The organism is Jeotgalibacillus haloalkalitolerans (assembly GCF_034427455.1).
Classification (GTDB): Bacteria; Bacillota; Bacilli; order Bacillales; family Jeotgalibacillaceae; genus Jeotgalibacillus; species Jeotgalibacillus haloalkalitolerans.
The window spans coordinates 894,615-920,953 of record NZ_JAXQNN010000002.1; the positions used below are offsets into that span (position 1 = coordinate 894,615).

The 26,339-nt window shown below is 42.8% G+C and carries 22 protein-coding genes and 1 other annotated feature; of the genes, 10 read left to right on the forward strand and 12 right to left on the reverse strand.

The window, feature by feature from the left end; translation table 11 throughout:
• The first annotated feature begins 15 nt into the window (after window positions 1–15).
• Window positions 16–819, forward strand: a complete 804-nt coding sequence (hisJ, locus tag UFB30_RS09550) for a histidinol-phosphatase HisJ (protein ID WP_322421437.1) — start codon at window positions 16–18, stop codon at window positions 817–819.
• Here the strand turns inward: hisJ and refZ are convergent.
• On the reverse strand, window positions 795–1,421 hold the full coding sequence (refZ, locus tag UFB30_RS09555; RefSeq protein ID WP_322421438.1) for a forespore capture DNA-binding protein RefZ: 627 nt from the start codon (window positions 1,419–1,421) through the stop codon (window positions 795–797). The two genes, hisJ and refZ, sit on opposite strands and share 25 nt — an antisense overlap.
• Window positions 1,422–1,583: 162 nt before the next feature.
• On the opposite strand from refZ, the gene UFB30_RS09560 reads away from it, so the two are divergent.
• Complete coding sequence (locus UFB30_RS09560) at window positions 1,584–2,063, forward strand: GAF domain-containing protein (protein ID WP_322421439.1); 480 nt, start codon at window positions 1,584–1,586, stop codon at window positions 2,061–2,063.
• 73 nt (window positions 2,064–2,136) lie between these two features.
• Here UFB30_RS09560 and megL read toward each other — a convergent pair whose 3' ends face one another.
• Window positions 2,137–3,354, reverse strand: a complete 1,218-nt coding sequence (gene megL / locus UFB30_RS09565) for a methionine gamma-lyase (protein WP_322421440.1) — start codon at window positions 3,352–3,354, stop codon at window positions 2,137–2,139.
• A gap of 114 nt (window positions 3,355–3,468) precedes the next feature.
• Window positions 3,469–5,307 carry a sensor domain-containing diguanylate cyclase gene (locus UFB30_RS09570; protein WP_322421441.1) on the reverse strand — a complete coding sequence of 613 codons (1,839 nt, stop codon included), beginning with the start codon at window positions 5,305–5,307 and terminating at the stop codon, window positions 3,469–3,471.
• A 450-nt stretch (window positions 5,308–5,757) separates the two neighbouring features.
• Here UFB30_RS09570 and rpsD point away from each other — a divergent pair, with 450 nt between their 5' ends.
• Entirely contained in the window at window positions 5,758–6,360 is a 603-nt protein-coding gene (gene rpsD / locus UFB30_RS09575) for a 30S ribosomal protein S4 (protein WP_322421442.1), read from the forward strand.
• Window positions 6,361–6,562: 202 nt separating this feature from the next.
• Window positions 6,563–7,726 carry a DUF4317 domain-containing protein gene (locus tag UFB30_RS09580; protein WP_322421443.1) on the forward strand — a complete coding sequence of 388 codons (1,164 nt, stop codon included), beginning with the start codon at window positions 6,563–6,565 and terminating at the stop codon, window positions 7,724–7,726.
• A gap of 308 nt (window positions 7,727–8,034) precedes the next feature.
• Here the strand turns inward: UFB30_RS09580 and UFB30_RS09585 are convergent, their stop codons facing one another.
• Complete coding sequence (locus UFB30_RS09585) at window positions 8,035–9,555, reverse strand: FAD-dependent oxidoreductase (protein ID WP_322421444.1); 1,521 nt, start codon at window positions 9,553–9,555, stop codon at window positions 8,035–8,037.
• A 192-nt stretch (window positions 9,556–9,747) separates the two neighbouring features.
• Here UFB30_RS09585 and UFB30_RS09590 point away from each other — a divergent pair, with 192 nt between their 5' ends.
• Window positions 9,748–9,960, forward strand: coding sequence for a PF20097 family protein (locus UFB30_RS09590; RefSeq protein ID WP_322421445.1), 213 nt, complete (start codon window positions 9,748–9,750; stop codon window positions 9,958–9,960).
• Window positions 9,961–10,026: 66 nt separating this feature from the next.
• Here UFB30_RS09590 and tyrS read toward each other — a convergent pair whose 3' ends face one another.
• Window positions 10,027–11,289 carry a tyrosine--tRNA ligase gene (tyrS, locus tag UFB30_RS09595; protein WP_322421447.1) on the reverse strand — a complete coding sequence of 421 codons (1,263 nt, stop codon included), beginning with the start codon at window positions 11,287–11,289 and terminating at the stop codon, window positions 10,027–10,029.
• 64 nt (window positions 11,290–11,353) lie between these two features.
• Window positions 11,354–11,566 (reverse strand) — a binding site (T-box leader).
• A 138-nt stretch (window positions 11,567–11,704) separates the two neighbouring features.
• On the opposite strand from tyrS, the gene UFB30_RS09600 reads away from it, so the two are divergent.
• The gene (locus tag UFB30_RS09600; protein WP_322421448.1) at window positions 11,705–14,689 is read left to right on the forward strand and encodes a transglycosylase domain-containing protein; all 2,985 of its coding nucleotides are present in this window, start codon (window positions 11,705–11,707) and stop codon (window positions 14,687–14,689) included.
• An 83-nt stretch (window positions 14,690–14,772) separates the two neighbouring features.
• Here the strand turns inward: UFB30_RS09600 and acsA are convergent, their stop codons facing one another.
• Window positions 14,773–16,491: an acetate--CoA ligase gene (gene acsA, locus UFB30_RS09605; protein WP_322421449.1), complete on the reverse strand. Its 1,719-nt coding sequence runs from the start codon at window positions 16,489–16,491 to the stop codon at window positions 14,773–14,775.
• 167 nt (window positions 16,492–16,658) lie between these two features.
• Here acsA and UFB30_RS09610 point away from each other — a divergent pair, with 167 nt between their 5' ends.
• Genes UFB30_RS09610 through UFB30_RS09620 form a run of 3 tightly spaced genes read left to right on the forward strand, consistent with a single transcriptional unit; the run spans window position 16,659 to window position 19,111 of the window.
• Complete coding sequence (locus UFB30_RS09610) at window positions 16,659–17,291, forward strand: GNAT family N-acetyltransferase (protein WP_322421450.1); 633 nt, start codon at window positions 16,659–16,661, stop codon at window positions 17,289–17,291.
• Between the two features lie 12 nt (window positions 17,292–17,303).
• Window positions 17,304–17,951 carry an acetoin utilization AcuB family protein gene (locus tag UFB30_RS09615; RefSeq protein WP_322421451.1) on the forward strand — a complete coding sequence of 216 codons (648 nt, stop codon included), beginning with the start codon at window positions 17,304–17,306 and terminating at the stop codon, window positions 17,949–17,951.
• Entirely contained in the window at window positions 17,921–19,111 is a 1,191-nt protein-coding gene (locus UFB30_RS09620; protein ID WP_322421452.1) for an acetoin utilization protein AcuC, read from the forward strand. The genes UFB30_RS09615 and UFB30_RS09620 overlap by 31 nt, the downstream gene beginning before the upstream one ends.
• A 204-nt stretch (window positions 19,112–19,315) precedes the next feature.
• Here the strand turns inward: UFB30_RS09620 and motS are convergent, their stop codons facing one another.
• From motS to UFB30_RS09640, 4 genes are all read right to left on the reverse strand, one after another.
• Window positions 19,316–20,038, reverse strand: a complete 723-nt coding sequence (motS, locus tag UFB30_RS09625) for a flagellar motor protein MotS (RefSeq protein ID WP_322421453.1) — start codon at window positions 20,036–20,038, stop codon at window positions 19,316–19,318.
• Window positions 20,025–20,834, reverse strand: coding sequence for a MotA/TolQ/ExbB proton channel family protein (locus UFB30_RS09630; RefSeq protein ID WP_322421454.1), 810 nt, complete (start codon window positions 20,832–20,834; stop codon window positions 20,025–20,027). The genes motS and UFB30_RS09630 overlap by 14 nt, the downstream gene beginning before the upstream one ends.
• Before the next feature lie 122 nt (window positions 20,835–20,956).
• Complete coding sequence (ccpA, locus tag UFB30_RS09635; RefSeq protein WP_322421455.1) at window positions 20,957–21,955, reverse strand: catabolite control protein A; 999 nt, start codon at window positions 21,953–21,955, stop codon at window positions 20,957–20,959.
• A 175-nt stretch (window positions 21,956–22,130) separates the two neighbouring features.
• A complete protein-coding gene (locus UFB30_RS09640) occupies window positions 22,131–23,210 on the reverse strand; it encodes a bifunctional 3-deoxy-7-phosphoheptulonate synthase/chorismate mutase (protein WP_322421456.1) in 1,080 nt (359 codons plus the stop codon).
• Between the two features lie 203 nt (window positions 23,211–23,413).
• Between UFB30_RS09640 and pilM the strand changes: the two genes are divergently transcribed.
• Window positions 23,414–25,543: a pilus assembly protein PilM gene (gene pilM / locus UFB30_RS09645; RefSeq protein ID WP_322421457.1), complete on the forward strand. Its 2,130-nt coding sequence runs from the start codon at window positions 23,414–23,416 to the stop codon at window positions 25,541–25,543.
• Window positions 25,544–25,571: 28 nt separating this feature from the next.
• Here the strand turns inward: pilM and ytxJ are convergent, their stop codons facing one another.
• Both ytxJ and UFB30_RS09655 read right to left on the reverse strand, forming a co-directional pair.
• Window positions 25,572–25,892: a bacillithiol system redox-active protein YtxJ gene (ytxJ, locus tag UFB30_RS09650; RefSeq protein WP_322421458.1), complete on the reverse strand. Its 321-nt coding sequence runs from the start codon at window positions 25,890–25,892 to the stop codon at window positions 25,572–25,574.
• Window positions 25,893–25,916: 24 nt separating this feature from the next.
• Window positions 25,917–26,330: a YtxH domain-containing protein gene (locus tag UFB30_RS09655; protein ID WP_322421459.1), complete on the reverse strand. Its 414-nt coding sequence runs from the start codon at window positions 26,328–26,330 to the stop codon at window positions 25,917–25,919.
• Window positions 26,331–26,339: the final 9 nt, after the last annotated feature.

Here is a 26,339-nt window from a genome sequence, read left to right on the forward strand (position 1 = left end):
AAAGGACTGGTCATCATGATCGTAAAAGACGGACATATCCATACACCCTATTGCCCACATGGATCTGGGGATTCGTTAACACTATATGTTGAAAAAGCAATTGAAGCAGGGCTTAAAGAGATCACCTTCACTGAACATGCGCCCCTGCCTCAGGGCTTTCATGACCCCGTTCCCGAACAGGACAGCGGAATGAACCCGGCAGATCTCGAAAACTATCTGAGAGATGTTGAGAAAGTAAAGCACCAATACAAAAAAGACCTGCGCATCCACACAGGTCTTGAAGTAGATTATATTGAAGGGTTTGAAAAGGAAACCCGCGACTTTTTGAATCAGTATGGTCCTCATCTTGATGATTCAATTCTGTCTGTTCATTTTCTAAAAGCATCCGGTCAGTATATCTGTCTTGATTACAGCCCTGAAGCATTTAAGGCGTTAATCGATCTGACAGGGTCGGCAGATGCAGTCCACTCACTATATTATGATACAGTCATCCGTTCTGTACATGCTGACCTGGGTTCATATAAACCGGCACGGATTGGACATATTACTTTATCAAGGAAGTTCCAGCGTCTATATCCGGCACTCTCTTCCCATGAAACTGAGATTAAAAAGCTCCTTGAAGTGATTAAAGCCCGTGATTTGGAGCTTGATTATAATGGTGCGGGAACAGTGAAACCATACTGTCAGGAAACGTACCCCTCACCTGCGATCGCATCCGCTGCTCATCAGATGGGTATCAGGCTTGTTTATGGTTCTGACGCACATACAGCCTCAGGAATGATGCAGGGATCTGATCAACTGATTGCACTTAAGCCGTAACACGAGGTTACACTGTTAAACCACGTTTCAACAGTCTCAATATACTGCTTCGTAAAATAAGGATCTGCCGTATTAATGTGCCACAGCTCCCTGACCGTCTGACTTTGTAAAAACGGTGTGGTAATCATTGAATTCAGCTGAATCAGAAAGAATGAAGGGGACAGTTTAAAGCTGTACCCCTTTTCAATATCTTCAGCCATGAGCATTTTCCACAGGTACTGCTCTTTTCTTAAGTAACAGGCAGTCATTTCTCTAATAAGCTGGTGATCCAGTGTGATTTCACGCCATGCGAACCTGGCAAAACGGTGATGCTGCTGCTGAAACCTGATCACTTCACAGGCAGCGCTCATGACAGCACTTTTATTTTGACGCTTCCCTTCATTAAGTGACCGCTCAAGCACACTCAGATAGGGTTCAAAAAAAGCAATCAGACATTCTTCCAGCAAGCCTTTTTTTCCTGCAAAATAGTATGAGACCGTCCCTACATTGACCCCTGCTGAAGCAGAAATATCCCTGATACTTGTACCATGAAACCCCTTGGTAAAAAACAGATCCACTGCTGTTGTCATGACTTCTGATTTTGTTTCACGCTGCCCGTTCATTTTATCTCACCCTTTCAAATAATTGCTTCAAGTCCCATGCTGTGTTATACCTGTATTATTCTAATGATTTATTTCGGGGTGCCACGGCATCCTTCCTTTAAAAAGCGTTCATCAAATTATGCATGATAAAGGACAAAACCATTCAATTAAGCGGGTGATACGATGTTTAATGTCGAAACGTATAAAGGCAGTAAGGAAAAACAATATAATATGGTGCACAAACAGCTTCGTGCATTGCTTGAGGGTGAACCCAACCGGATTGCCAATCTTAGTAATGCCTCTGCTTTACTGAACCAGTTTCTTGATGAAACAAACTGGGTAGGCTTCTATCTGATGGAAAATGGAGAGCTTGTACTTGGACCATTTCAGGGGCTTCCTGCCTGTGTCAGAATCCCTCTTGGAAAAGGTGTGTGCGGAACCGCTGCTGGTGAGAATAAAACACTGCGCGTAGAAGACGTTCACGCATTCCCGGGCCATATCGCATGCGACGCAGCTTCACAGTCAGAAATTGTGGTACCTTTAGTAAAGAACGGCGAAGTGATCGGAGTGCTTGATATCGACAGCCCGATTAAAAACCGTTTTGATGAAGAGGATCAGAATGGACTTGAGACATTTGCTGAGATTTTAAGCGAATATATTTAAACAGAAAAGCGGAGGATGCTTTTTTGTTATAAAAATAGCCTCACGCGTCATGACGCGTGAGGCTTTATCATGTTCAGCTTTCCTGTTTCATCGCTGCACTTTCCTCGATTTTCGAAAAGGCCTGATCAAGATCCTCTTTTATATCCTCCCATGATTCAAGCCCGACTGACAGCCTGAGTAAGGTATCGCTAATCCCCATCTCCTGCCTGGTTGCTTCCGGCACAACGGAATGCGTCATCGTCGCAGGGTGCTGAATTAAGGTTTCTGCATCCCCAAGACTGACTGCAATTTTTATCAGCTTTAATTCATCCATAAAGGCCTGAGCCAATTCTTTAGTACCATTAAAATCAAATGAGATCAGCCCGCCCCACCTGTTCATCTGCTTCTCAGCGATCGCATAAGATGGATGATCTATGTCGCCAGGAAAATAAATCGATCTGACAAACGGATGCTTTTTAAGATAATGGGCAATTTTTTCTGCATTATCACAATGACGATCCATTCGGACAGCAAGTGTTTTTAACCCTCTTAACAGCAACCAAGCATCAAATGGTGACATAATTCCGCCAATATCCTTTTGAGTGGTCATGCGGATTTCAGTAATAGATTCAGCTGCCTTAGCAACTAATAAGCCGCCAATCACATCCCCATGCCCCCCGATATATTTCGTAGCGCTATGCAGGACAAAGTCTGCTCCCATTTTCAGCGGGTTTTGCAGATAAGGTGAACTGAAAGTATTATCAACAACAACCGGGATCCCCATTTCATTTGCCACACGGCAGACGACTTCAAGATCAATGATCTCCATTGTAGGATTGATGGGTGTTTCCACGTAAATACATGCAGTGTTTGGCAGGATTGACTGTTTCACTGCTTCTTCTGAAGACAGATCTGCAAATTCATGTGTGATTGCAAATTTTTCTTCCATCATCTCCAGCAGACCAAATGTGCATCCGTATACCCCTTTAGAACATACAATGTGATCTCCTGATTTAAGCAGATAAAACAGGACTGCAGAAACAGCAGCCATCCCTGATCCAAATGCTAATGAAGCTTCTCCACCCTCAATTGCAGACATCCGGTCTTCAAGCACTTTTACCGTCGGATTTCCAAGTCTTGAATAAATATAACCTTCTTCATCACCCGCAAACCGTCTTTCTCCTTCAGCAGCATGACTAAACGTATAGGTTGATGTCTGAAATAACGGAGGCGTCAGTGAGCCTTCATATTTTTTTGAGTCATACCCACTATGAATGACCTCGGTCTCAAACCTTCTTTTCTCTGTAGACATTGTAAGCTCCCCTTGTTTTGTAATCGCTTTCATCACCTATTTTACTTGATTTTGTAATAATTTCAATGGGTCTATAAAATAGTAAAAGGACTGCGTGTGAGCAGTCCTTACCTGTTAATGTAATATTTTGTCCGCATCTCCCTTTAAGCAGACGACCTGATTTTTACCGGCATTTTTAGCTTGATATAAAGCGACGTCCGCCCTTCTGACAAGATTAATCATCAGATCAGGCTTTTTACGGTTCCAGTTTGACACACCACATGAGATCGTAATTTCAGGATCTGTTGCATGCTGGACGGTTTTTCTGAGTTCTTCTGTTAAGGCGACACCCTCATGTAACGGCATGTTGCTGAAATACATCGCCAGCTCTTCACCACCCCAGCGCGCACAGACACTGTGATCCCTGTTAAAGGAATTCAGGTGTTTCGCAAGCTGAATAATAACCTGATCTCCTTTTTGATGGCCGAACGTGTCATTTACCTTTTTAAAATCATCAATATCAATTAAGATAAATACGCCTTTTTCATCCTTTTCCATCGACTCTTCCACATATTGATCAAGGTAATGTCTTGCGTAAAGACCTGTCATATGATCGTGGTTGATCATCTCCTGCATTTCCACACGGAGCATTGCGTTGACTAATGCAAGCGCTGAATGATGAACGATTGATTTGAACAGCTTATACATTTCAAATGTAAATGCATATGAATCCCGGTGAAGCACGATACAAAATCCTTTTAACTGATCATGGTGAATCATCGGCACAGCAATTAATGAGTGGTAGCCTGCCTCAAGCTCACAGTCTGACATATATACACCATCTGTTCCTTCAAGCAGCTGCTGCTTCACGTTTTCAATATAGATCCGCCCTTCTTCAGTAGAAAAAAACGCGGAGCTTCCCTCAACGATACGCCAGTCATTACTCTCAACCCAGATAAAGCCTGTTTCATCAGGATTCAATGCTTTTTTGATCTGGTCTGCAAGGTAACTCATCATATCCTTCATATTCAAATTTGCATTTAATTCATGAGATAAATCATTAATTAACTTTAAATCATTGATTAACTGTCTCGATTGCATATACAGCTTTGCATTTTCAAGGGCATGTCCGGCAGTTGTTGATAAAACTTTGATAAATTCTATCTCATGCTTTTTTAGCGATTTATTGGTTGTTCCTTCTGTTTTTAATAAACCGTAGACCCCCTGCTTCCCTTTTAGCGGAGAGTACATAATTGTGGTTGCTCTCTGGTCATCAATTGTCACTTCTGATGAGACAAACGCGTGAAGGAGCGCTTCATTATCTGACTGATAATCCAGATATTCAATTGGGAGACCTTTTTCCACACCCTGTTCATCAGTAAGTATCAATGTAAAAGCATAAAACGGAAATGTATTTTCTAATGAATGGATAATTTTCGCAAGTACCTGGGACACATTCATATGCGAATTAAATGCTTTTGTAACGTCAAACAGTTCATGATATCTTTTGCGTTCAGTGGCAGTGATCAGCATTCTTCTGACATTCTGATACAGTACGGATGTGTCACACGCTAATACGGTTACCATCACAGGATCCTTTGCCCACTGAGCTTCAGGTAAAGGTCTGATCGCAATAAAACCCATCAGATCGGACTTTTCATAGCAGGGAATCAGTATATCTCCACGTTTCAGGCTCGCTTCATCATGTTCAAGAATATAATAGGGCTTGGTACTTGCCTCATAGACAATGTCCTGACCGAATTTTTCCTGCTGCTGCAAAGATTCACTGTATTCATATAAGTGTTCTCCCTTTTTATAAAAATAGAAGGTTTCTTCCACTTCAAACTGTTCTTTCAGAAGGGCTGACAATTGACGATACCAGAGTCTGATAGAGCTTTCACCTGACATGGAATGTGCGAGAATATCAAATACACCGGCTTTAAAGCGGTCCATAAACAGTTGCAGCGAATCCATTTTTTCACCTTCGTCTCTTATGTATTAAATATAACTATTTGGTTATATAATTTTCAGATATTTACAGATATTAATTATAGCATAGCGCATCTTGATTACTATAGTATTGCCCGGCATTTCATAACAGACTTTTCAGCAAAAAATGCAGCAAAAACCTACACATAAAAATGTTGTATCTTTTGGCTGTTTAACATCTCAATTTTCATTTTAACAAAAGCGTATTTCGTCATTAGTATTGACAGACAGCTATATAAATTGTATGATGTTCTTTGTGTAAAATAATGCAGCCTTTTGTGAACACATGAGTTGCTCATTTTGTTCCTATCTTTATAGGTGCATCGTGTAACCCCTGCTGCAGGGCGATGGTGCAAGATAACAAAATGGGGATTGATGGTTTATCACATGGTTTTTATTTTACAACAAAATAAAAACACAAGGAGGAGTCAAATTATGGCTCGTTATACAGGTCCATCTTGGAAACTGTCTCGTCGTCTTGGTGTTTCACTAAGCGGCACTGGTAAAGAATTAGAAAAGCGTCCTTACGCTCCAGGTCCACACGGTCCTACTCAGCGTAAAAAACTATCTGAATACGGTCTTCAGCTTCAGGAGAAGCAGAAGCTTCGTCACACTTACGGAGTAACTGAGCGTCAGTTCCGTAACCTATTCGATAAAGCAGGTAAACTACCTGGACGTCACGGTGATAACTTCATGATTCTTCTTGAAACTCGCCTTGACAACCTTGTATACCGTCTTGGTCTTGCTCGTACTCGTCGTCAGGCGCGTCAGCTTGTAAACCACGGTCACATTCTTGTTGATGGTTCACGCGTTGACATCCCGTCATACAGCGTAAAGCCAGGACAATCAATCAGCCTTCGTGAAAAATCACAGAAGCTGAACATTGTTCAGGAAGCAGTTGAGCTTAACAGCTTCACTCCTGAGTATGTTTCTTTCGATGCTGACAAGCTTGAAGGTACATTCACTCGCTTCCCTGAGCGTAACGAGCTAGCTGCTGATATCAACGAAGCACTAATCGTTGAATTCTACTCTCGTTAATCCTGAACGACTGAGATTAACAAAAAAGGAGCCCCTGAAATGTGTAACAGCATTTCAGGGGCTTTTCTTATTCTATACACTGTGAAAGCCGGCTGCCCGTCTCCACTTCAGCTGTGCAAAACCAACGTTGATCTTTTTACCATTTCAAAACCACCTATGTTAATATGATGAGGCGTGAAAAATCACTTTAGGAGTGAATAGATTGGATAAGAAAGATGTAGCGAATATACGCAAACAATTAAAAACAGACAATGACCTTCTCAGAATATCAGACATTTTTACCGTTTATATTATGAAGGAATCAACAGATATCTATCATTATCAAAGACAGCCATTTGAAATGCTGGACAGTGATCAGCAGGAATTGTTCATGAATAATTTCAAAAAAGTGCTGACCGGTCAGATGAATGAAAAACTATTTGAACTGAAATTTAAGCGTGATGCTGAAAGCAGCAGTCAGCTGATTTTACATAAAGGATTGCTTGGTGAAGGTGAAGACTGGCAGGAGCAGATGCTGCAGATGACAGAGAAAATGATTCAGAATCCTTTTGAAAAGGATATCGTGATTACGTTTATCCGCGGTGAATACATGAAGCCGACCAGAAAAAGAAGCGAAGAATCAGAGGAAAGCAGTCGTGATACCGTCTATTCCCATCCATTTACACTTTGTACAGTGAACAAAACTGAAGAGCCGAAAAAAGAAATACAATTCGACTATGTGGAGAAAGAATTTAAATATAAAGTCGAAGTGGATCCTGTGATTGATCTGAAAAATCCAATGACCGGCTTTCTTTTTCCGTGCATCACCAATCATGCTTCTGATGTTAATCACGTTTTATACGCTGCACCAAAAGCAAATGAACCTGATTTTCACTTTATTGAAGAGGTGCTGAATGGTGAAGAAATCATGACTGCCCAGGAAGATAAAGCCGTGTTTGAAGAAGTGATTAAAAGTGTCGTTGGTGACCGCCTTTCCCCTTCTACACTTGCGAAGGTATATAGTGAAATTAATACAACGATCGAAGAAAATGAAGAAGATGAACCGCCAAAGCTTGATTATAAAGACGTTGAACGCGTATTAACAAACAGTGGTGAAAAAGTTGAAGGTGATAAAGTAAAAGAAGCCTTTCAGCTCATCACTGACAATGAAGGCTATGAATTAAAGGCGGGCAGCATTGTACCGAAATATAAAACGAAATCGATCAAAATTCAAACGATGATCGCAAATATTTCAATCAGCCCCCAGGATCTTCAATATGTCAGACAGGTGAACTACAAAGGAAAGCGCTGCATCATGATTGAGATTGAAGAAGATGCAGAGATTGACGGATTTAAGATGCTGCCTGAAGCGTTTGGGGAAGAATAATTTTTAAAGTGTTTTGATTAGTATCAAAATCGTTTCGCTACACTTCAGGCGGACGCTTTCCGGTCGGAGGTTGCTGAGCCTCCTCACCTCCGGTTGCGGGGTCTCAGCTTCCCTCTATTCGTCCCGGAGTCGCCGCCTACAGCGAAGCTGCACTTAGTTTATTTCTTATAAATTGTAGATTTTGCTTAAGCAAGCTCTGTCTATGATTAATATGAAACTATATAAATAAACATAGCTGTCTCTTTCTGTGGTGAGCGAAGCCCTACACGGAAAGAGACAGCGGTTGTCTTAGAGTATGACAGAATATTTTATTTCTTCTTCAAAGGTGTCACTGCAGGACCTTCAAGTACGGCTCCATCAAATGAGAACCTTGATCCGTGACATGGGCAGTCCCATGAGCGTTCATCCTGATTCCACGCACATTCACAACCCATATGCGTACAAGTAATATCCACCTTATGAAGTTTTCCTTCCTCATCCCGGTAGGCACCTGTCTTCCCGGTCTGATCTTTTATGATGCCGCCTTCCCCGCTTAAAATATCATTCTCTGTTTTACCCGGACTTTTCAGTTTACCTTTCACAAGTTCAGCACCAACATTTGCATTTTCACTGACAAATGTACCAATAGCAGATGAAACGTCATGGTCAGCAGGATTAAAGAGTGACTGGAAACGATTATGTTTATGAGTGATTAAATCCCTAATGATATGCGCAGCTGCTGTCCCGCCTGTCATCCCCCATTTTCTGAAACCTGTCGCGATGTAAATGTGATCGTGGTGACCTGTCACGAGCCCGGCGTAAGGAATCCCGCTCACTGTATATAAATCCTGAGAGGACCATCTATATTTAAAATCCGTCACACCAAACTTGGCTTTAGCAAATGATTCAAGGCGCTGGTACCTGCTGCCTTCAATATCATTCTGCCCTGTTTTATGTCCTTCCCCACCTATAATTAACAGTTTTTTACCGTCTTTATATGGTGTCGTTCTAATAGATTTCGTCGGATTTTCAGCACTGATATACATCCCTTCAGCAAATGACCCGTCAACGATCGCAGCTGATATATAAGAACGTTCAGGCTTAAGTCTTGAGAAATAAAGCCCTTTAAAATCAACGAAAGGAAAGTGAGTGGCTGCAATCAGTTTTTTTGCTTTAATCACATACCCATCTTCAGTCTTTGCCTCTACACCATTGCTGTGTTCATCAGCTTCAAGCAGCCTCGTTTTTTCGTAGAGCTTTCCGCCAAGTTTCAGGTATTCACCTAACAGCGCTTTTAAATATTTGACCGGATGGAATTGAAACTGATCCGGCATTTTCAAAACCGCCGCTGCCCCGATGTCATAAGGCATTTCATCAGTAAACTCTCCATCAATTCCGAGCGCCTGATAAGCTTTCCACTCTTTTTCAAGCTGTTCAGGCTGATCAAATGTATAAACGCCTGCCTCCTGAATGCTGAAATCACAGTCAATTTCATGCTCCTTGATCTGCTGTTTCATCCAGTTCATCGCTTCTGTATTCGCATCATAATAAAGCTTTGCTTTTTCTTTACCGTGCTGCGAAAGAAACTGATCATAAACCATTCCATGCTGCGCTGTTACTTTTGCTGTCGTATAACCGGTTGTCCCCTGAAATACACGGTTTGCATCCGCAATGGTTACTTTAAATCCTTCTTTTGCGAGTAACAATCCTGCTGTAATGCCTGCAATACCGGCCCCCGCAATCAGGATATCTGTCTCATGGTTGTCATTCAGCTTTTCAGCATCCGGTACGCCGTCTTCAAGCCAGTATGACTGGTTAATAATATATTGGTCGATAAATGATTCTCCCATTTAAAACCCTCCTTTGATCAATAGTACTAACATTTCCTTCCACTGGTTTTTTTAAACAATAGATATCATGTAAACTGCTGTTCCCGGAAGACGGGGGATTTATCATTATATAAGAATATTTGGTAAATCTGCCTGTTTCCTCTAGAATAGAAATATCAACTGCGTAATAAAACAAAGGAGTTGAGTGTTCAGATGCATGATTCTAAAAGTTGTCCTGAATGCAATCATCCGTTAAAGCACGGGTATATTATTTCGTCGAGAAGAATTTCCTGGTCTGAATCAAGTGAAACAGTGTGGGCTGATGATGGAAGTGAAGTACTCATTAAGGATGCCTGGTTTAAACTTAAGAAAACTCCGGCATTAAAATGTGAAGCTTGTCATTTAGTGATGTTTAAACATAATTAAAAAGAGCATCGAATTGAATCGCAATTCGATGCTCTTTTCGTATAAAAGTTAGTGTAGATACGAAGCTTACGCGTACTGAATCATAAAGTACTTTTTCTTACCCCGGCGGATGATGGTGAATTCATTGTCGAGCCTGACTGAGGCATTGAGCTCGAAGCCAAGATCCTGGACTCTTTCCCCGTTAATGTAGACGGCACCGTTCGTTACGTCTTCACGTGCCTGACGTTTTGAGGATGAGATCTTTGCATCAACAAGCACGTCTACCAGGTTAATTGACTGCCCTTCTTCTACCTGGTGAGTCGGCACATCTTTAAATCCTTCGCGGATCTCTGCACAGCTGAGTGACTTCAGGTCACCGCTGAATAGTGCGGCTGTGATTCTCTTTGACTGATCAAGCGCTTCTTTGCCGTGGATCATTCCCGTCATTTCTTCAGCGAGTGCTTTTTGAGCAGCTCGCAGGTGCGGTTCTTCTTCAACGGCTTTCTCAAGTCCATCAATTGTTTCCTTATCAAGGAATGTAAAGAACTTCAGGTATTTTACGACATCTGCATCAGTTGTATTGATCCAGAACTGGTAAAATTCATAAGGTGATGTTTTTTCCGGATCAAGCCATACTGCGCCACCTTCTGTTTTACCAAACTTTGTACCATCTGCTTTTGTCACAAGCGGAATGGTCATCCCAAATGCTTTCGCTTCTTCATCATTCATTTTACGGATTAATTCAAGGCCCGTTGTAATATTCCCCCACTGGTCACTGCCACCGATCTGCAGTTTACAGTTGAACTCTTTGTATAAATGGTTGAAGTCCATCGCCTGAAGAATTGTGTATGTGAACTCAGTGTAGGAAATACCTGTTTCAAGACGTGAAGAAATTGTATCTTTTGCCAGCATGTAGTTGACACCAATATGTTTCCCATAGTCACGCAGGAATGTGATCATATCAATTTGACCGATCCAGTCAAGATTGTTTACCATAATTGCTTTGTTGTCACCTTCAGCAGTGTACAGCTTCTCAAGTTGCTTTTTAATGGCCTCAACATTGTATTCAACCTGCTCACGTGTCTGAAGCTGACGTTCTTCTTTCTTACCACTTGGATCTCCAATCTGTCCTGTCGCGCCTCCTACAAGTACGACCGGACGGTGACCGTGCTCCTGAAATCTTTTCATCGTCAGAAAAGGCAGCAGGTGTCCGATGTGAAGACTGTCAGCTGTCGGGTCAGCACCGCAGTATAGTGAAACTGATTCCTTCTCCAGCAGTTCCTTCATACCCGCTTCATCTGTCTGCTGATAAATAATGCCACGCCATTGTAAATCCTGTAATAAATCCATTACGTCTCCTCCTTGATCTCATTCGTGCAAATAAAAAACGCATAAAAAAATCCCTTGCAATCTATGCAGGGACGCCTTTATGCGTGGTACCACCCAGCTTAAGAAGAGACAAACTCTTCCTCACTTCATTGATATAACGGATCTCTCCGGTTTCCCAGCTAAGGGATAACTGCTCCAAGAATGTAATTCGATCAACTGCCGTAGCGGTTTGCAGCAACCACCGCTTCTCTGACTGTTACGTGCAGAATCTCTACTTCGTTCTCTTCGGGGCATTTTCATATGTGTTTTAATAAAGATAGTTTTAGCACAAACAAATTTCATCTGTCAAGCATGTCTCTTAATCTCTTTAAATTTACATTTCAACTGTATAAAATATGTTATAATCGTAAGGATGCTGCAAGGAGGATGATCTAGATTGTCAGACCAAAATAAATCATTTCGTGAGCGGATCGCCGGATGGAGCGAAGCCTCAAGCCGGATCGGATTGCCGCGAAAACTGCATACGTCGTACCAGGTTTTTTGGAATTTATTATTATTACTGATGATATTCATTGTAATAGGTGCTGCATTTGCCGGCGGTGTCGGTGCAGGATATTTTGCTTCTCTTGTAAAAGATGAAGAAGTATTGTCTCAGGAGTCACTTGAACAAAATATTTATAACTATACCGAAACATCTGATTTATATTTTGCAAATGATGTCTATCTTGGAAAGATCAGGACGGATCTTGAAAGAGACGAAGTTGCACTAGAAGATGTTTCACCAATGCTGATTGATGCAGTCATCGCAACTGAAGATGAATATTTTATGGAGCATGATGGTGTTGTACCAAAAGCAATCATGCGTGCGATTTTTCAGGAAGTGACAAACGCTGCGAATCAGACAGGTGGCAGTACGTTAACGCAACAGCTGATTAAAAATCAGGTGTTAACGAATGAGGTTTCTTTTGACCGTAAAGCAAAAGAAATTCTTTTGGCACTCAGGGTTGAAAGGTTCTTTGAAAAAGATGAGATTCTGGAAGCTTATCTGAATGTTGCTGATATGGGAAGAAACGCTTCCGGCCGTAATATTGCCGGTGTTCAGACAGCTGCACAAGGTCTGTTTGGTGTAAACGCAAGTGAATTAACACTGCCACAGGCTGCTTTCATCGCTGGACTTCCTCAGGCACCATTTGGTTATACTCCATTTACAAATGGTGGAGAGTTGAAGGAAGAAGCGGGTCTTCAGCCTGGAAAAGAACGTAAAAACGAAGTGCTTTCCAGAATGCTCAGAGATGGTGCGATTACACAGGAAGAGCATGATGAAGCCGTAGCTTATGATCTGACACAGGATTTTGTTGAACCGAGCTCAGGCGCACTGGAGCGTTATCCTTATGTAACGGAAGAACTGGAGCGTCGTGCACAGGATATCCTGATGTATATGCTTGCTGAGAAAGATGGCTATTCTGACGAACAGGTTGATGCAAGCCAGACACTTTCAGAAAAATATTCTGTTATAGCTGCGAGAGATATGCGTCAGAACGGTTACCAGATTCACTCAACAATTGATAAAGAAGTTTACGACAAGATGGAAGAAGTTAAAAATAATTACACCCGTTTTGATGGCGAAAGAGAAGGCGAAGAATGGGATGCTGAAGAAGGACGCTTTGTACCTGTAATGGAACAGGAACAGGTTGGAACAGTGCTCATGGAAAATGCGACTGGTAAGATTATCAGCTTTACAGGCGGTCGTGACCATGAAAGAAACAGTATTAATCACGCTACCCGATCATTTAGATCGACAGGTTCTACAATTAAACCTTTAGCTGTGTATGCCCCAGCTATCGAATATGGATTGATAGGTGCAGGTTCACCATTAGCCGATGTTGCCTTTACAGGTCCTGGTGGATGGTCACCTGAAAACTTTGTGGCGGGAAGAGAATACGGATTAGTTCCAGCTCGAACAGCACTTGCTGCATCTCATAACCTTTCTGCTGCAAGACTATATGGCAGAATGTTACAGTCCGGCTATACTCCAGGAGAATTTTTTGAAGTAATTGATCCTGAGAAAGTTGAAGAAGAAGAATATGGGTATGGTGCATTCTCTCTTGGTGGACAGAGTCAAGGTGTAACCGTTGAAGAAAACGTATCTGCATATGCTGCTATAGCAAATTATGGTCAGTACAACGAACCATATATGATTGAAAAAATTATCGATAGAGACGGTAATGTGGTATTTGAACATGAAACAGCACCAAAAGAAATGTTCTCTCCAGCCACTTCATATGTAACAATTGACATGATGAGAGATACGCTTACTTCGATTGGATCCGGAAGAACTGCACCAGGCTACTTGAACTTTTCAACTGACTGGGCAGGAAAATCTGGAACGTCACAGTTTACCTGGGATAACTGGTTTATCGCTTCAAACCCTGAAATTACATTTGGTTTGTGGCTTGGTTATGATACGCCTAAGTCTCTCAGAGATCAAAGCTCAGTCCGTGCAATTAATCTCTGGGCATTCATGATGAATGGTGTAAATGAAATCAGGACGGACATGATTGATCCTGACTACAGCTTCCAGCAGCCTGAGGGCGTTGTAAGCCGTTCATTCTGTACATTCACAGGTCTGCCTGCAGGTCAGGCATGTTCTGCTGCAGGACTTGTCACCTCTGATTTATTTACAACTGCATGGAGTCCATCAGGTGAAGAAGCCGGACTTGAGACATCTAAATACGTTACAAGAAACGGCGAACGCTATATTGCCCTTGATTCCACACCGGATGAATTTTCATCAACCGGTGCGATCCTGAGCCCTGATTTTGCTGAATCCATGTTATTCCCTTATGGCGGAGATGCTTCAAAGCTATTCCCAGAGGATAACAACTTCTTCGATAATATGCTTGTAGCAGATAATAAACTTGAAGACGACGGCTCAAATCCATCAGCGGTTACAGCCAGCGCTTCAGGAGATACTGTCAGCTGGACAAATTCCGGCAGTGGAGACGTTGTTGGGTACCGCATCTATTCCGGCTCACGCAAAGTCACAATCAGTCAATTTGATGATGATAATTCTGCAACACTTCCTTCAGGCACATATGAAGTTGTAGCAGTAGATGTTGCGGGTAAAGAATCAGCAAGGTCCAATGAAGTACGAATTGGTGCTGAACCTGATCCTGAACCGGCAGAATCGGAAGAACCCGAAGATAACAGTAATGCCAATGCCGGTAATGGCAACAGCAGTGGAAGCACACCTCCTGCCGAGGAAGAACCTCCGGCAGAAGAGGAACCACCTGCTGAAGAAGAACCTCCTGCCGAAGAAGAGCCTCCTGCCGAAGAAGAGCCTCCTGCCGAGGAAGAACCTCCTGCTGAGGAAGAGCCTCCTGCTGAGGAAGAGCCTCCAGGCGATGGTGATGAAGGATAATAATTGGAACCAGAATTGCAAGTGCAATTCTGGTTTTTTTTATGAAAAAATCCGCCCTGCTATCCAGGACGGATTTTTCTCTATCAGTCTTCCATTGTAGACAAATCACCAGTAGGCAGATCAAGCTCCCATGCTTTTAATACGCGTCGCATAATCTTACCGCTTCGTGTTTTCGGCAGCTTATCTTTGAATTCAATCTCTCTTGGCGCTGCATGCGCTGAAAGACCTTTCTTTACGTGCTGTCTGATTTCTTCTTTCAATTCATCGCTTGCTTCATAACCTTCACGGAGTGCGATAAATGCTTTAATAATTTCACCGCGAACAGGATCAGGTTTTCCGATTACACCTGCTTCAGCGATTGCCGGATGTTCTACAAGCTTACTTTCTACTTCGAATGGTCCAACACGCTCTCCTGAAGTCATAATGACATCATCAATTCTGCCCTGGAACCAGAAGTAACCATCTTCATCCTGATAAGCAGAATCCCCTGATACATACCAGTCACCCGGCATAAAATAAGATTCGTATTTCTCTTTATTATTCCAGATCGTATGCATCATAGATGGCCAGCCCTTTTTTAATGCCAGGTTCCCCATGCGGTTTGCCGGGAGCTCATTCCCCTGATCATCTACAATCGCTGCTTCAATGCCTGGTACAGGTTTACCCATAGAGCCTGGACGGATTTCCATCGCAGGATAATTACAGATCATCTGTCCGCCGGTTTCAGTCATCCACCAGGTATCATGGATGCGGTGGTTAAATACCTTCATACCCCATCTGATTACCTCAGGGTTAAGCGGCTCACCTACACTTAGTACATGGCGGAGGTTTGACAGGTCATATTTCTTAACCAGCTCGTCACCTGCCCCCATCAGCATGCGGAATGCTGTTGGTGCACTGTACCATACTGTTACTTCGTAATCCTCAAGCATCTGATACCATGCTTCAGGACTGAAGCGGCCACCGACGATGACAGATGTCGTCCCAGTCAGCCACGGGCCAAAGATTCCATATGATGTACCTGTCACCCACCCAGGATCAGCTGTACACCAGTAAATATCATTGTCTTTCAGATCAAGCACCCATTTAGCCGTCTGATAATGCTGCAGCATTGCACGCTGTACATGCAGAACCCCTTTAGGCTTGCCTGTTGAACCTGATGTATAGTGAAGAATTAATCCATCATCCTGTTCAAGCCATTCAATATCAAAAGACCGGCCTGCATCTTTGAAGTGCTGGTTGAAGTCGATATACTTGCCATCTTCTTTGACATTGTCCCCAATAACAAGAACGTGCTTTAAGTTTGGCAGTTCATCCACCGGAATTCTTTCAAGCAGTTCAGGTGTTGTAATGATCGCTTTCGCATCACTATCCTCAAGGCGGTCTCTTACTGCACCTTCCATAAATGCTTCAAATAACGGACCTACAATTGCGCCGATTTTCAGTGCACCTAATAATGCAAAGTAGAGCTCAGGAGATCGTGGCATAAAAATAAAGACTCTGTCTCCTTTTTCAATATCCGCCTGGCTTTTCAGCACATTGGCTGCTTTATTCGTCATTTCTTTCATTTCTCTGAACGTATATTTCTCATTACGTTTTGCATCGCGGTAATACAATGCAATCTTATTCTTTTTATCCCCTTCGGCATGACGGTCGATTGCTTCATACGCCATATTGATCTTGCCTGTATGATGCCATGAAAATTCCTTTTCTACCTCACTCCAGTCAAATGATTCAACTGCAGATTCATAGTTTTGAAGATTATAGTCTCCTTTAACTGATGGTAGCGCTTCCAATTTCATATTATCTTCCCCCTATGTACAAGTTCTTTTACAGTATAGTACACTTCCAATATTATCTCAATTTTTTTAATATTCCCGCACAAACTGATTCTGCTTTTTCTTGAAAGCGCTTTTACAATTAGGGTATGCTGTATAGTAGGATTACTATGAAATGTAGGTGACTGTAAATGGACCATCCAAAACTTTATAATGCGAAAGAACTGAAAACAGCTAAAGGTGCAATTATGATAGAAGGTCCTGTATCTAAAGACCAGCTTGCATCGATGGAATTTCATGAGGATCTTGTCGCTTTCCGTGTACCGGATCAGCAGCATAAAGCGCTGATTGAAATTGCAGGACTACCTGAAGGCAGAATTATCATCGCCAGAGATCACAATACGATTGTCGGCTATGTAACTTATTTGTATCCTGATCCGCTTGAACGGTGGTCTCAGGGAAAAATGGATAACCTGATAGAGCTTGGAGCCATTGAAGTGATTCCAAAATACCGCGGTGCTTCTGTCGGTAAAAATCTGCTGCGCGTATCCATGATGGATGATGCAATGGAAGATTATATTGTGATTACGACTGAGTATTACTGGCACTGGGATTTAAAAGGAACAGGACTGAATGTGTGGGATTACCGAAAAGTAATGGAAAAAATGATGAATGCCGGCGGGCTTGAATATTATGCGACGGATGACCCTGAAATCAGCTCTCATCCTGCTAACTGCCTTATGGCCAGGATCGGGAAACGCGTGGATCCTGAATCTATTCAGAAATTCGACCAGCTCAGATTCATGAATCGATTTATGTACTAGGAGGTATGACCAGTGATCATTGAAGATATGATGGTGCGTGATGTACATACACTTGCACCGGACGCTACACTGAATGAAGCGATAGAACTGATGAGTAAGGAAAAAGTCCGTCATCTGCCTGTGACAGATGTGACCGGAAGAGTTGTAGGTATTATCACTGATCGGGATATAAAAGAGTTCTCACCCTCCCCTTTTCAGACAGCCGACAGTAAGCAGCTTTACGAAACCAAACTGCTCGATATTATGACAACACCTGTCATAACCGGACACCCGCTGGATTTTGTTGAAGAAGTAGCTGTATTGTTCATGGAAGAAAAAATCGGATGTCTGCCAATTGTCAGTGAAGACAAGCTTGTAGGGATGATTACTGAAACAGACATTCTTCATACACTTGTCCAATTAACAGGCGCAACGCAACCAGGTTCTCAAATCGAAGTAAAGGTGCCTAACAAGCAGGGGATGCTGTATGAAGTGGCTGGCATTATCCGTAAAAACCATTCAAATATCCATTCAGTGCTCGTATACCCTGACCGGCATGATGAAAAATATAAAGTTTTAGTATTCCGCGTACAAACAATGAATCCAATGTCCGTCATTGAAGACTTACGCGAAGAAGGGCATGAAGTATTATGGCCAAACCTTCCAAGTTCTCCTCTGTAGAAAAGGATGCAGTCTTCATCTATTCGGATGATCTATTAAACTATCGTTTCTCAGAAGATCACCCATTTAATCAGAAAAGGCTGCAGCTTACACTGGATTTATTAAAGTTTTCAGGTGCCATCTCTGAATCGGACATTGTCCCGCCCCGTCTTGCTACTGATGAAGAACTGAACCTGATTCACGATATGTCTTATATCGAAGCAGTCAAGATGGCTGGCAGGGGTGAATTATCAAGGGAAAAAGCAGAGAATTTCGGTCTTGGCACAGAAGACACGCCTATATTTAAAGATATGCACGAAGCCAGCGCAAGACTTGTTGGAGGCACTTTGACAGCAGTAGATCTTGTGATGGAAGGAAAAGCTTTACATGCATTGAATCTTGGTGGAGGATTGCACCACGGTTTCAGAGGAAAAGCTTCTGGATTTTGTATTTATAATGACAGCTCAGTGGCAATCAGGTATATGCAGGAGAAATATAATGCCAGAGTGCTATATATCGATACAGATGCGCATCATGGTGACGGTGTACAATGGTCTTTTTACGATGATCCCACCTCCTGTACATTGTCTTTACATGAGACCGGACGTTACCTGTTCCCCGGCACAGGCGCCGTAAATGAGCGCGGTCATGGAAAAGGCTACGGTTATTCTTTTAATATCCCGCTTGATGCTTTTACAGAAGATGAATCTTTTCTCGAAGCATATGAGCGATCTTTCAGGGAAGTCATTGAATTCTTTAAGCCTGATGTGATCCTGACACAAAATGGTGCTGATGCCCATTGTTTGGACCCACTGACGCATTTATCTTCTACGATGAGAATTTATGAGGAAATTCCAAAGCTTGCTCATGAACTTGCACATAAGTATTGCGATGGAAAATGGATCGCAGTTGGCGGTGGCGGCTATGATATCTGGCGCGTCGTTCCGAGGGCATGGTCACGCATCTGGATGGAAATGACCGGAAAATACCCTGAATCAGGAGACCTTCCTGAAGAATGGCTTGATAAATGGCAACTCTCATCACCCGTTCCATTGATTAAAACATGGCATGATCCTGAAGGTATCTATCAGGGGATTCCGCGCAAAAAAGAAATCACTGAGAAAAATGCACAGACAGTAGAGAAAGCATTATACCCTATCCAAAAATCAAAGAAAATTTGAGATTGAGAGATCAACGTTATAGATGATTAACTACTGACAGATTTTATAGTGCAGCGGAGCGTAAGGCGGCAACTCGAGGACGTATAGAGTGAAGCTGAGACCCCGCAGCCGCAGGCGAGGAGGATTAGCAAGCTCTGTCTGGAATGGGTCCATCTGAATCGCAGCGAAACGGTTTAGAGCCTGAGACAAAGTCCCAGGCTCTTTTTATTGCGCTTCACCTTCATCAAGGTACTGATTCAAAATGACAACTTCAACTCTTCTGTTCATCGCCCAGCCTTCAGGACCGTCATTAGCTGCCACAGGCCTTGTATCACCATACCCGACCGCCGCAAAGCGTTCTGAGCTGATTTGATACCTCTCCTGCATATACCTCACTACGCTGCTCGCTCTTGCGCCGGAGAGCTCCCAGTTTGAAGGATAGACAGCAGTCTGAATCGGTCTGTTGTCAGTATGTCCCTCGATCCGGACAAAGTTAGGAATATCTTCAAGCAGATCACCTACCTTTTGCAGTACAGGTTCTGCTTCCGGAAGCAGCTCTGCACGTCCTGAATCAAATAGTACCTGCTCCTGCAGTGTAATGACCACTCCCCGGTCTGTCTCTGATGCTGTTACCTGTTCAGTCAGATTATTTTCTTCAAGAAACGCATTAATATTACGGTACAGCTCCTGTAATTCAATGTCTTCCCTGATTTCTTCTTCGAGCCATTCTTCGTCAAAAGGAATAATTGTCTCTGACTGATCAAAAATTCCCTGATTTTTAAAGGCCTGGGTCAAAGAATCAAACTTTGCCTCATCCACTTGTGAAATAGAGAATAACAGAATAAAGAATACGAGAATCAGCATCATAAAATCTGCAAATGTAACCATCCATTTAGGCGTATTATTTTCAGGGTGAGAGGCTGAAACAAACCTTTTACGCCCTGCCATCTGTTTTCGCCTCTTTTATCTGTGGTATCACACGATCAGACTCAGACAGATAAACAGATAATTGCTCCTCAAGCACCCTTGGGTTCTGACCGTGATGGACACCGATCACCCCGTCTAGCATTGCCTGCTTCATAAAGATTTCTTTCTCTGTCTTCTGGGCAAGCTTACTTGCGATTGGATGAAATACCAGGTTAGCAAGCAGCACACCATAGAAAGTCGTTAATAGCGCAATGGCCATATTCGGTCCGATGGCTGAAGGGTCATTTAATTCCTGCAGCATCAGGACAAGTCCGATCAGTGTGCCAAGCATTCCCCACGCAGGTGCATAGTCCCCGGCCTTTTCAATCATCCTTCTATTGCGTTTATGTCTTTCTTCAAGTGACTGGATCTCAGCCTCAAGAATATCTGTAATGGACTCACTTTCCACACCATCTATCGCAAGGTAGACCCCTTTTCTCATAAATGGATCTTTGATCTCTTCAAGCTCTCTCTCCAGTGACAGCAGCCCTTCACGCCTTGCAATCTCGGCAAGCCTGACGAAAAGGCTGACGACCTCTTTTACGTCAGATGGCTGCTGTTTAAAAGCCTGAAACATCACAATCAGGATTCTTTTTAGTTCACTTAAAGGAAAAGTAACTGTTAATGCTGCAAACACACCGCCGAGTACGATCAGTAGTGAAGGCAGATGAAAGAAGAAAGAAAAGCCGTCAGATCCGCTATTCCAGGCAATCGCACCAGCAATTAGAATGATCCCCGCTATCACGCCAACCGGTGTTAAAGCATCAAAACGTTTCATTGTCCAAACTCCCCACAATTGTAATAAAAGCCAGCCAGGAAACCCCCGACTGGCTCGAATGTAACATCTTCTCTATTTTATATATCGGCTGACAGCCTTTAGATGTTAAGAATGGTTCAGTATTATTTTGTTGATTGTCTCTCTTCAATTCTGTGAGGAAGTACAACAGTCTGATCGTCAATTGATTCTTTATTCATCAGCTTCGTTAACAGACGCATGGCTACTGCACCAATATCATAAAGCGGCTGCACGACTGATGTCAGCTGCGGGCGTACCATCAGTGCAAGCTTTGTATTATCAAAGCTCATCACTTCCACGTCCTCAGGAATATTCAAACCTTCGTCCTGGGCACCATGAACAACACCCAGAGCCATCTCATCATTACCAACGAAAATAGCAGTCGGCTTGTGATCCAGTTCACGCAGCTTTGCCCATGCATCCAGCCCGCTGTCATAAGTATAGTCACCTTCAAATACGAAATCTTCACTATAAGTAAGTCCGTTGTTTTCAAGTGCAGCTTTGTATCCTTCAAGCTTCATGGAACGGTTGATTGTGTCATGGAATGGTCCGCTGACAAATGCAACATCCTTGTGACCTTTTTCAATCAGAGAGGTAACAGCATCCACTGAAGCTTGATAATAATCAATATTAACTGACGGTGTCTGATTCGTTTCTTCCACTGAGCCTGCAATCACGATCGGTACAGGTGAGCGCTGAAATTCAGCTACGTGCTCTTCTGTAATACGTCCGCCCATGAAGACAATGCCATCCACCTGTTTACCAAGCATTGTGTTCAGCAGGTGCAATTCCTTTTCCTCATTCTGATCTGAGTTACTCAGGATAATGTTGTATTTATACATTGTCGCAATGTCTTCAATACCACGGGCAAGTTCAGCGAAAAAGATATTTGAAATATCCGGGATAATCACGCCGACTGTTGTTGTTTTCTTACTTGCAAGACCGCGTGCCACTGCGTTAGGACGGTAGCCCAGACGCTCGATTACTTCAAGCACCTTTTTTCTTGTTGCAGGTTTTACATTCGGATTTCCATTTACTACACGGGAAACAGTCGCCATCGAGACGTTTGCTTCTCGTGCTACATCATAAATTGTAATGTTCATTGACAGCACTCCTTTGATACATTTTCATTTATTTTCATTTTACACGAAAAATGCGTTTATACGAACTAATAACACATGATTGCTCAATTACACTATCATACTCGACTGATAAGGCGCTTTCAACAAAATCAAAAAAAATCTGAAGCTTTATGACAAAGCTTCAGATTTTGTTCAATTATTTAGCATGTACACCCAGGTATTCCTGAATTGCATTCCAGAAGCTGTCAAACTGCTCGAAGTTCATCTGCTGGGCAGAATCTGATAAAGCAACTGCCGGATCAGGATGCACTTCTGCCATGACACCGTCAGCTCCTACAGCAAGTGCTGCCTTAGCCGTTGGCAGTAACAGATCACGACGGCCTGTAGAATGTGTAACATCTACGAATACCGGTAAATGTGTTTCCTGCTTCAGGATTGGCACTGCAGAAATATCAAGTGTGTTTCTTGTCGCTTTTTCATACGTACGGATACCACGTTCACAAAGGATAATCTTATCGTTACCCTGAGCCATAATATATTCAGCAGCATTGACAAATTCATCAATTGTTGCAGATAATCCGCGCTTCAGCAGGACAGGCTTCTTAGATGCACCTGCTGCTTTTAACAGTTCAAAGTTCTGCATGTTACGTGCACCGATCTGGATTACATCAATGTAATCTGCTGCTTCTTCAATATGAGCAGGGTTTACAATTTCACTGATCACTGCAAGATCATGCTTATCTGCTACCTGCTTAAGAATCTGAAGACCTTCAAGTCCAAGTCCCTGGAAGTCGTATGGAGACGTTCTAGGCTTGTAGGCTCCGCCACGAAGCAGTTTAAGTCCCTTCGCTTTCATCTGCTCAGCAACAGCATCAACCTGTTCAAATGATTCTACCGCACATGGTCCGAAGATAAATTGAGGCGTACCATTACCGATACTTTCACCTTTCAGCGTTACAACTGTATCCTCATTTTTCTTCTTACGGGATACAAGCAGCGCTTTACGGTGATCGTCTTTTTGTAATTCAAGTCCTGCCTTAAAGATCTCTTTAAAAATATGCTCAATGGTAGAATTCAAAAATGGACCTTTGTTATGCTCCTTCAGGAGATCAAGCATTGCCCGCTCACGAACAGGTTCAAATCGGTTCATTCCCTGCTTTTCTTTTACACGTCCAATTTCCTGAACAGTTTCTGCACGCTGATTAATCAGTTCAAGCAGCTGAAGGTTCATCTCATCTACTTTCTTTCTAAGCTGGTCTAATTCAACATTTGTCATAACAAAACATTCCTTTCCCTTGAAAATACCATTGATTGCCTAGCTGTCTTTTCCATCTTTCTGAATTGTGTTACATTTTGATAGAAGTGATCAGCTGATCAATTGTAGATCATTATATATGAAGTTTTTTAAAAAGTCACGAAAAATATTTTATTAATTAAACGCTTTTAAGCGGTAAAGCGTGAAAGTGAAGGTGTGCATTCGTGGAAAAACTATTTGCATTGGATATTGGAACCCGCTCGATTGTCGGTCTGATCATGTCTGTGGATTCATCCGGATATGAACTGATCGATTATATTCAAAAGGAGCATAAGGAGCGTGCGATGCTGGATGGACAAATTCATCACGTCCCTGCTGTTGCCTCTCTGATCACAGAAATCAGACATGAACTTGAAGCAATACATGGTCCTTTAAAAGAAGTTTCTGTTGCAGCAGCCGGACGGGCTTTAAGAACGCAGAGAGCGATTTATTCTAAGGAATTGTCAGCTGATAAAATACTGACTAAACAGGATATTTTACATATGGAATTAAGTGCAGTCCAGTCTGCTCAGGAGGCAGCTGCTGCGAGCGAAGATAGTCAGCATTATCACTGTGTCGGGTATTCCGTAGTCCGCTATCAGCTCGATCATAAGGATATTGGCAGTCTTGAAGACCAGCTTGGAGACCATGTAAGTGTTGAAATCATTGCAACGTTCCTTCCGAGAGTGGTGGTTGAGTCATTACTGGCCTCTTTAAGCAGAGCTGGACTTCAAATGAACGCGTTAACCCTTGAACCCATTGCAGCGATTAATGTACTTATCCCCCCCTCCATGCGCAGGCTGAATGTGGCACTCGTGGATATTGGCGCCGGGACTTCAGATATTGCGATCTCCAATGAAGGAACAGTCACTGCATACGGCATGGTACCGGTCGCAGGCGATGAAATCTCAGAAGCGCTCAGTGATTACTATCTGCTTGATTTTAATGATGCAGAAAAGCTGAAAAGAGCATTAACCGGACCGGATGAAGAAATCGAATTTACTGATATTCTCGGCTTTACCCAGCAGCTTTCCAAACAGGACATCATTAAAGCAATCACACCCGCTGTTGAAAAACTGGCTGAATCTATTTCCGGGGAAATGATTTCACTGAACCTTGAACATGCTCCTAAAGCAGTCATGCTTGTCGGAGGAGGCAGTCTCACACCACAACTCACTGATAAACTTGCAGAAAAACTGAGCCTCCCTGTAAACAGAGTTGCCGTCCGGGGTATTGAAGCGATTCAGGGATTAAAGCTGAACCACAAGTCAGCCATCGGACCGGAGCTCGTCACACCAGCCGGGATTGCAATTGCTGCAAATCAGATGCCGATAAATTATATGCCCGTCAAGGTGAATGGTCACGATGTGCGCCTGTTTGAGATCAGAGAATTAAATGCAGGGGATGCAGTTCTTTCTGCCGGATTAAGTGTGCCAAAGCTATATGGTAAACCCGGTCTCGCTAAAATCGTAAAAATTAACGGTACGACTGTTACACTGCCCGGAACACATGGACTCCCTCCATCAATTCTGATCAATGGGATTAAAAGTGATTTTGATACAGCTATACATGCAAATGATGAGATTGTCGTAGAAGCGGGTGAAAACGGAAAAGAATCTGACGTCCAAGTGAAGGATTTACTTGAAGAGTCCATCGCAATGGATGTGACGATTAACAGCAGACAATATCATCTGAAAAGAAAAGTGTTCTTGAATGGCATGAAAAAAAGCATAGAGACGCTTGTTCAGGATCGAGATGAAATCAGTATTGAACATAAAATCTCAGCTGGTGAAGCTTTTTTAACAGCCGGGATCATTGTCCCGGACCCCGAAAATACGTTTTACCTGACAGTAGATGGCAAGGGAACTTATTTCCCGCAGTGGGATCAGGTATTTATTCATAATGGACAGACTTTCCCTTTGAAGAAACTCAACCGGATTATTCATAATAGGGATGTATTATCGTTACCTCCTGTTACAGGCCGCACAGTTGCTGATTTAAAGAAAGAGCTGAACCTTGAGGAAAATGGCGGTACATTATTCTTCAATGAGCAGGAGGTCAAGGTCTCCCTTACCTCTTCACAAATTATTAAAAACGGCGTTTCACTGGGTGATCACGAAAAACTGCAAAGCGGGGATGTGATCGAAATTAAGACCCGCACTGATGGCATGATTTTTCAGGATATCTTTAATTTTGTTGAATGGCGCCCGCCCACATCAGCTAAAAAAATTGAAGTGAAGAAAAATGGAGAGGATTGTGATTTGTCTTCGCCTGTTATGCCGGGGGATGCACTTGAAGTCATTGTCCACCAATAAATAAAAAAGCTGGCCGCGGCCAGCTTTTTTATCTGTTACTTGCTTCTTTCAGTGCTTTTTCAGTAATACGGGAGTGAGAGGTGTTCCATACCGGCTCTCCGTTTTTCACATGAAAAACCTGTGGAGATTCATGACGGGTATTAAATGCTTCTGCAATGTGTGTGGATGTTTCCCGTGCTTCCTGAATTGGCACATAGACGAACTTTACATCCTGATTGTTTGTAAATGACTGGCATGCTTTGTATGCAGCCGTAGAAATCGGACAAGTCAGGCTGTGTTTCAAGATAAAAAACTCTTGTTCATTTTGCAGAACTTCATTGAATTGATCTACGCTTGAGATCTTTTCCATGCAGTTCACTCCCTTTCATGAGAACTATCTGCCCGTTCTGAGCGGCTCATTAGATGTTGGCGGTGTTAAAGGATCTACCGGATGAACGGTCGGCAGTGAAGGATCCTTCGCAGTGACAAGCGTTGGAGCCTGCTCTTCAGACTTACCTTTAGAGCGGAATGATTTTACTTTCTCCACTACACCACTTGACTGATCCTGAACATTCTTGGAAATCACTGCTGACTTCTCTTTCGCCAGTGCAGCCATTTCTGAACTTTTGGTAACAGCCTGATCCTTCCATTCATAAGAACGATCCTTCAGACGACCAGCCTGCGTATTCAGGTCCTGACGGAACTCCCCGCCGGATTTAGGTGCCAGAATCAACGCAGTCACTGCTCCTGCAATACTTCCGATTAATGCGCCAAGTACAAAATCTCTTGAATTAGTATTTTTCTCCATAACTGATCC

What these genes read in the sequence shown, in the direction of transcription:
- hisJ (WP_322421437.1), top strand. Translation starts at nt 16, where the DNA reads ATGATCGTAAAAGACGGACATATCCATACACCCTATTGCCCACATGGA.
- refZ (WP_322421438.1), bottom strand. Translation starts at nt 1,421, where the DNA reads ATGAACGGGCAGCGTGAAACAAAATCAGAAGTCATGACAACAGCAGTG.
- UFB30_RS09560 (WP_322421439.1), top strand. Translation starts at nt 1,584, where the DNA reads ATGTTTAATGTCGAAACGTATAAAGGCAGTAAGGAAAAACAATATAAT.
- megL (WP_322421440.1), bottom strand. Translation starts at nt 3,354, where the DNA reads ATGTCTACAGAGAAAAGAAGGTTTGAGACCGAGGTCATTCATAGTGGG.
- UFB30_RS09570 (WP_322421441.1), bottom strand. Translation starts at nt 5,307, where the DNA reads ATGGATTCGCTGCAACTGTTTATGGACCGCTTTAAAGCCGGTGTATTT.
- rpsD (WP_322421442.1), top strand. Translation starts at nt 5,758, where the DNA reads ATGGCTCGTTATACAGGTCCATCTTGGAAACTGTCTCGTCGTCTTGGT.
- UFB30_RS09585 (WP_322421444.1), bottom strand. Translation starts at nt 9,555, where the DNA reads ATGGGAGAATCATTTATCGACCAATATATTATTAACCAGTCATACTGG.
- UFB30_RS09590 (WP_322421445.1), top strand. Translation starts at nt 9,748, where the DNA reads ATGCATGATTCTAAAAGTTGTCCTGAATGCAATCATCCGTTAAAGCAC.
- tyrS (WP_322421447.1), bottom strand. Translation starts at nt 11,289, where the DNA reads ATGGATTTATTACAGGATTTACAATGGCGTGGCATTATTTATCAGCAG.
- acsA (WP_322421449.1), bottom strand. Translation starts at nt 16,491, where the DNA reads ATGAAATTGGAAGCGCTACCATCAGTTAAAGGAGACTATAATCTTCAA.
- UFB30_RS09610 (WP_322421450.1), top strand. Translation starts at nt 16,659, where the DNA reads ATGGACCATCCAAAACTTTATAATGCGAAAGAACTGAAAACAGCTAAA.
- UFB30_RS09620 (WP_322421452.1), top strand. Translation starts at nt 17,921, where the DNA reads ATGGCCAAACCTTCCAAGTTCTCCTCTGTAGAAAAGGATGCAGTCTTC.
- motS (WP_322421453.1), bottom strand. Translation starts at nt 20,038, where the DNA reads ATGGCAGGGCGTAAAAGGTTTGTTTCAGCCTCTCACCCTGAAAATAAT.
- UFB30_RS09630 (WP_322421454.1), bottom strand. Translation starts at nt 20,834, where the DNA reads ATGAAACGTTTTGATGCTTTAACACCGGTTGGCGTGATAGCGGGGATC.
- ccpA (WP_322421455.1), bottom strand. Translation starts at nt 21,955, where the DNA reads ATGAACATTACAATTTATGATGTAGCACGAGAAGCAAACGTCTCGATG.
- UFB30_RS09640 (WP_322421456.1), bottom strand. Translation starts at nt 23,210, where the DNA reads ATGACAAATGTTGAATTAGACCAGCTTAGAAAGAAAGTAGATGAGATG.
- ytxJ (WP_322421458.1), bottom strand. Translation starts at nt 25,892, where the DNA reads ATGGAAAAGATCTCAAGCGTAGATCAATTCAATGAAGTTCTGCAAAAT.
- UFB30_RS09655 (WP_322421459.1), bottom strand. Translation starts at nt 26,330, where the DNA reads ATGGAGAAAAATACTAATTCAAGAGATTTTGTACTTGGCGCATTAATC.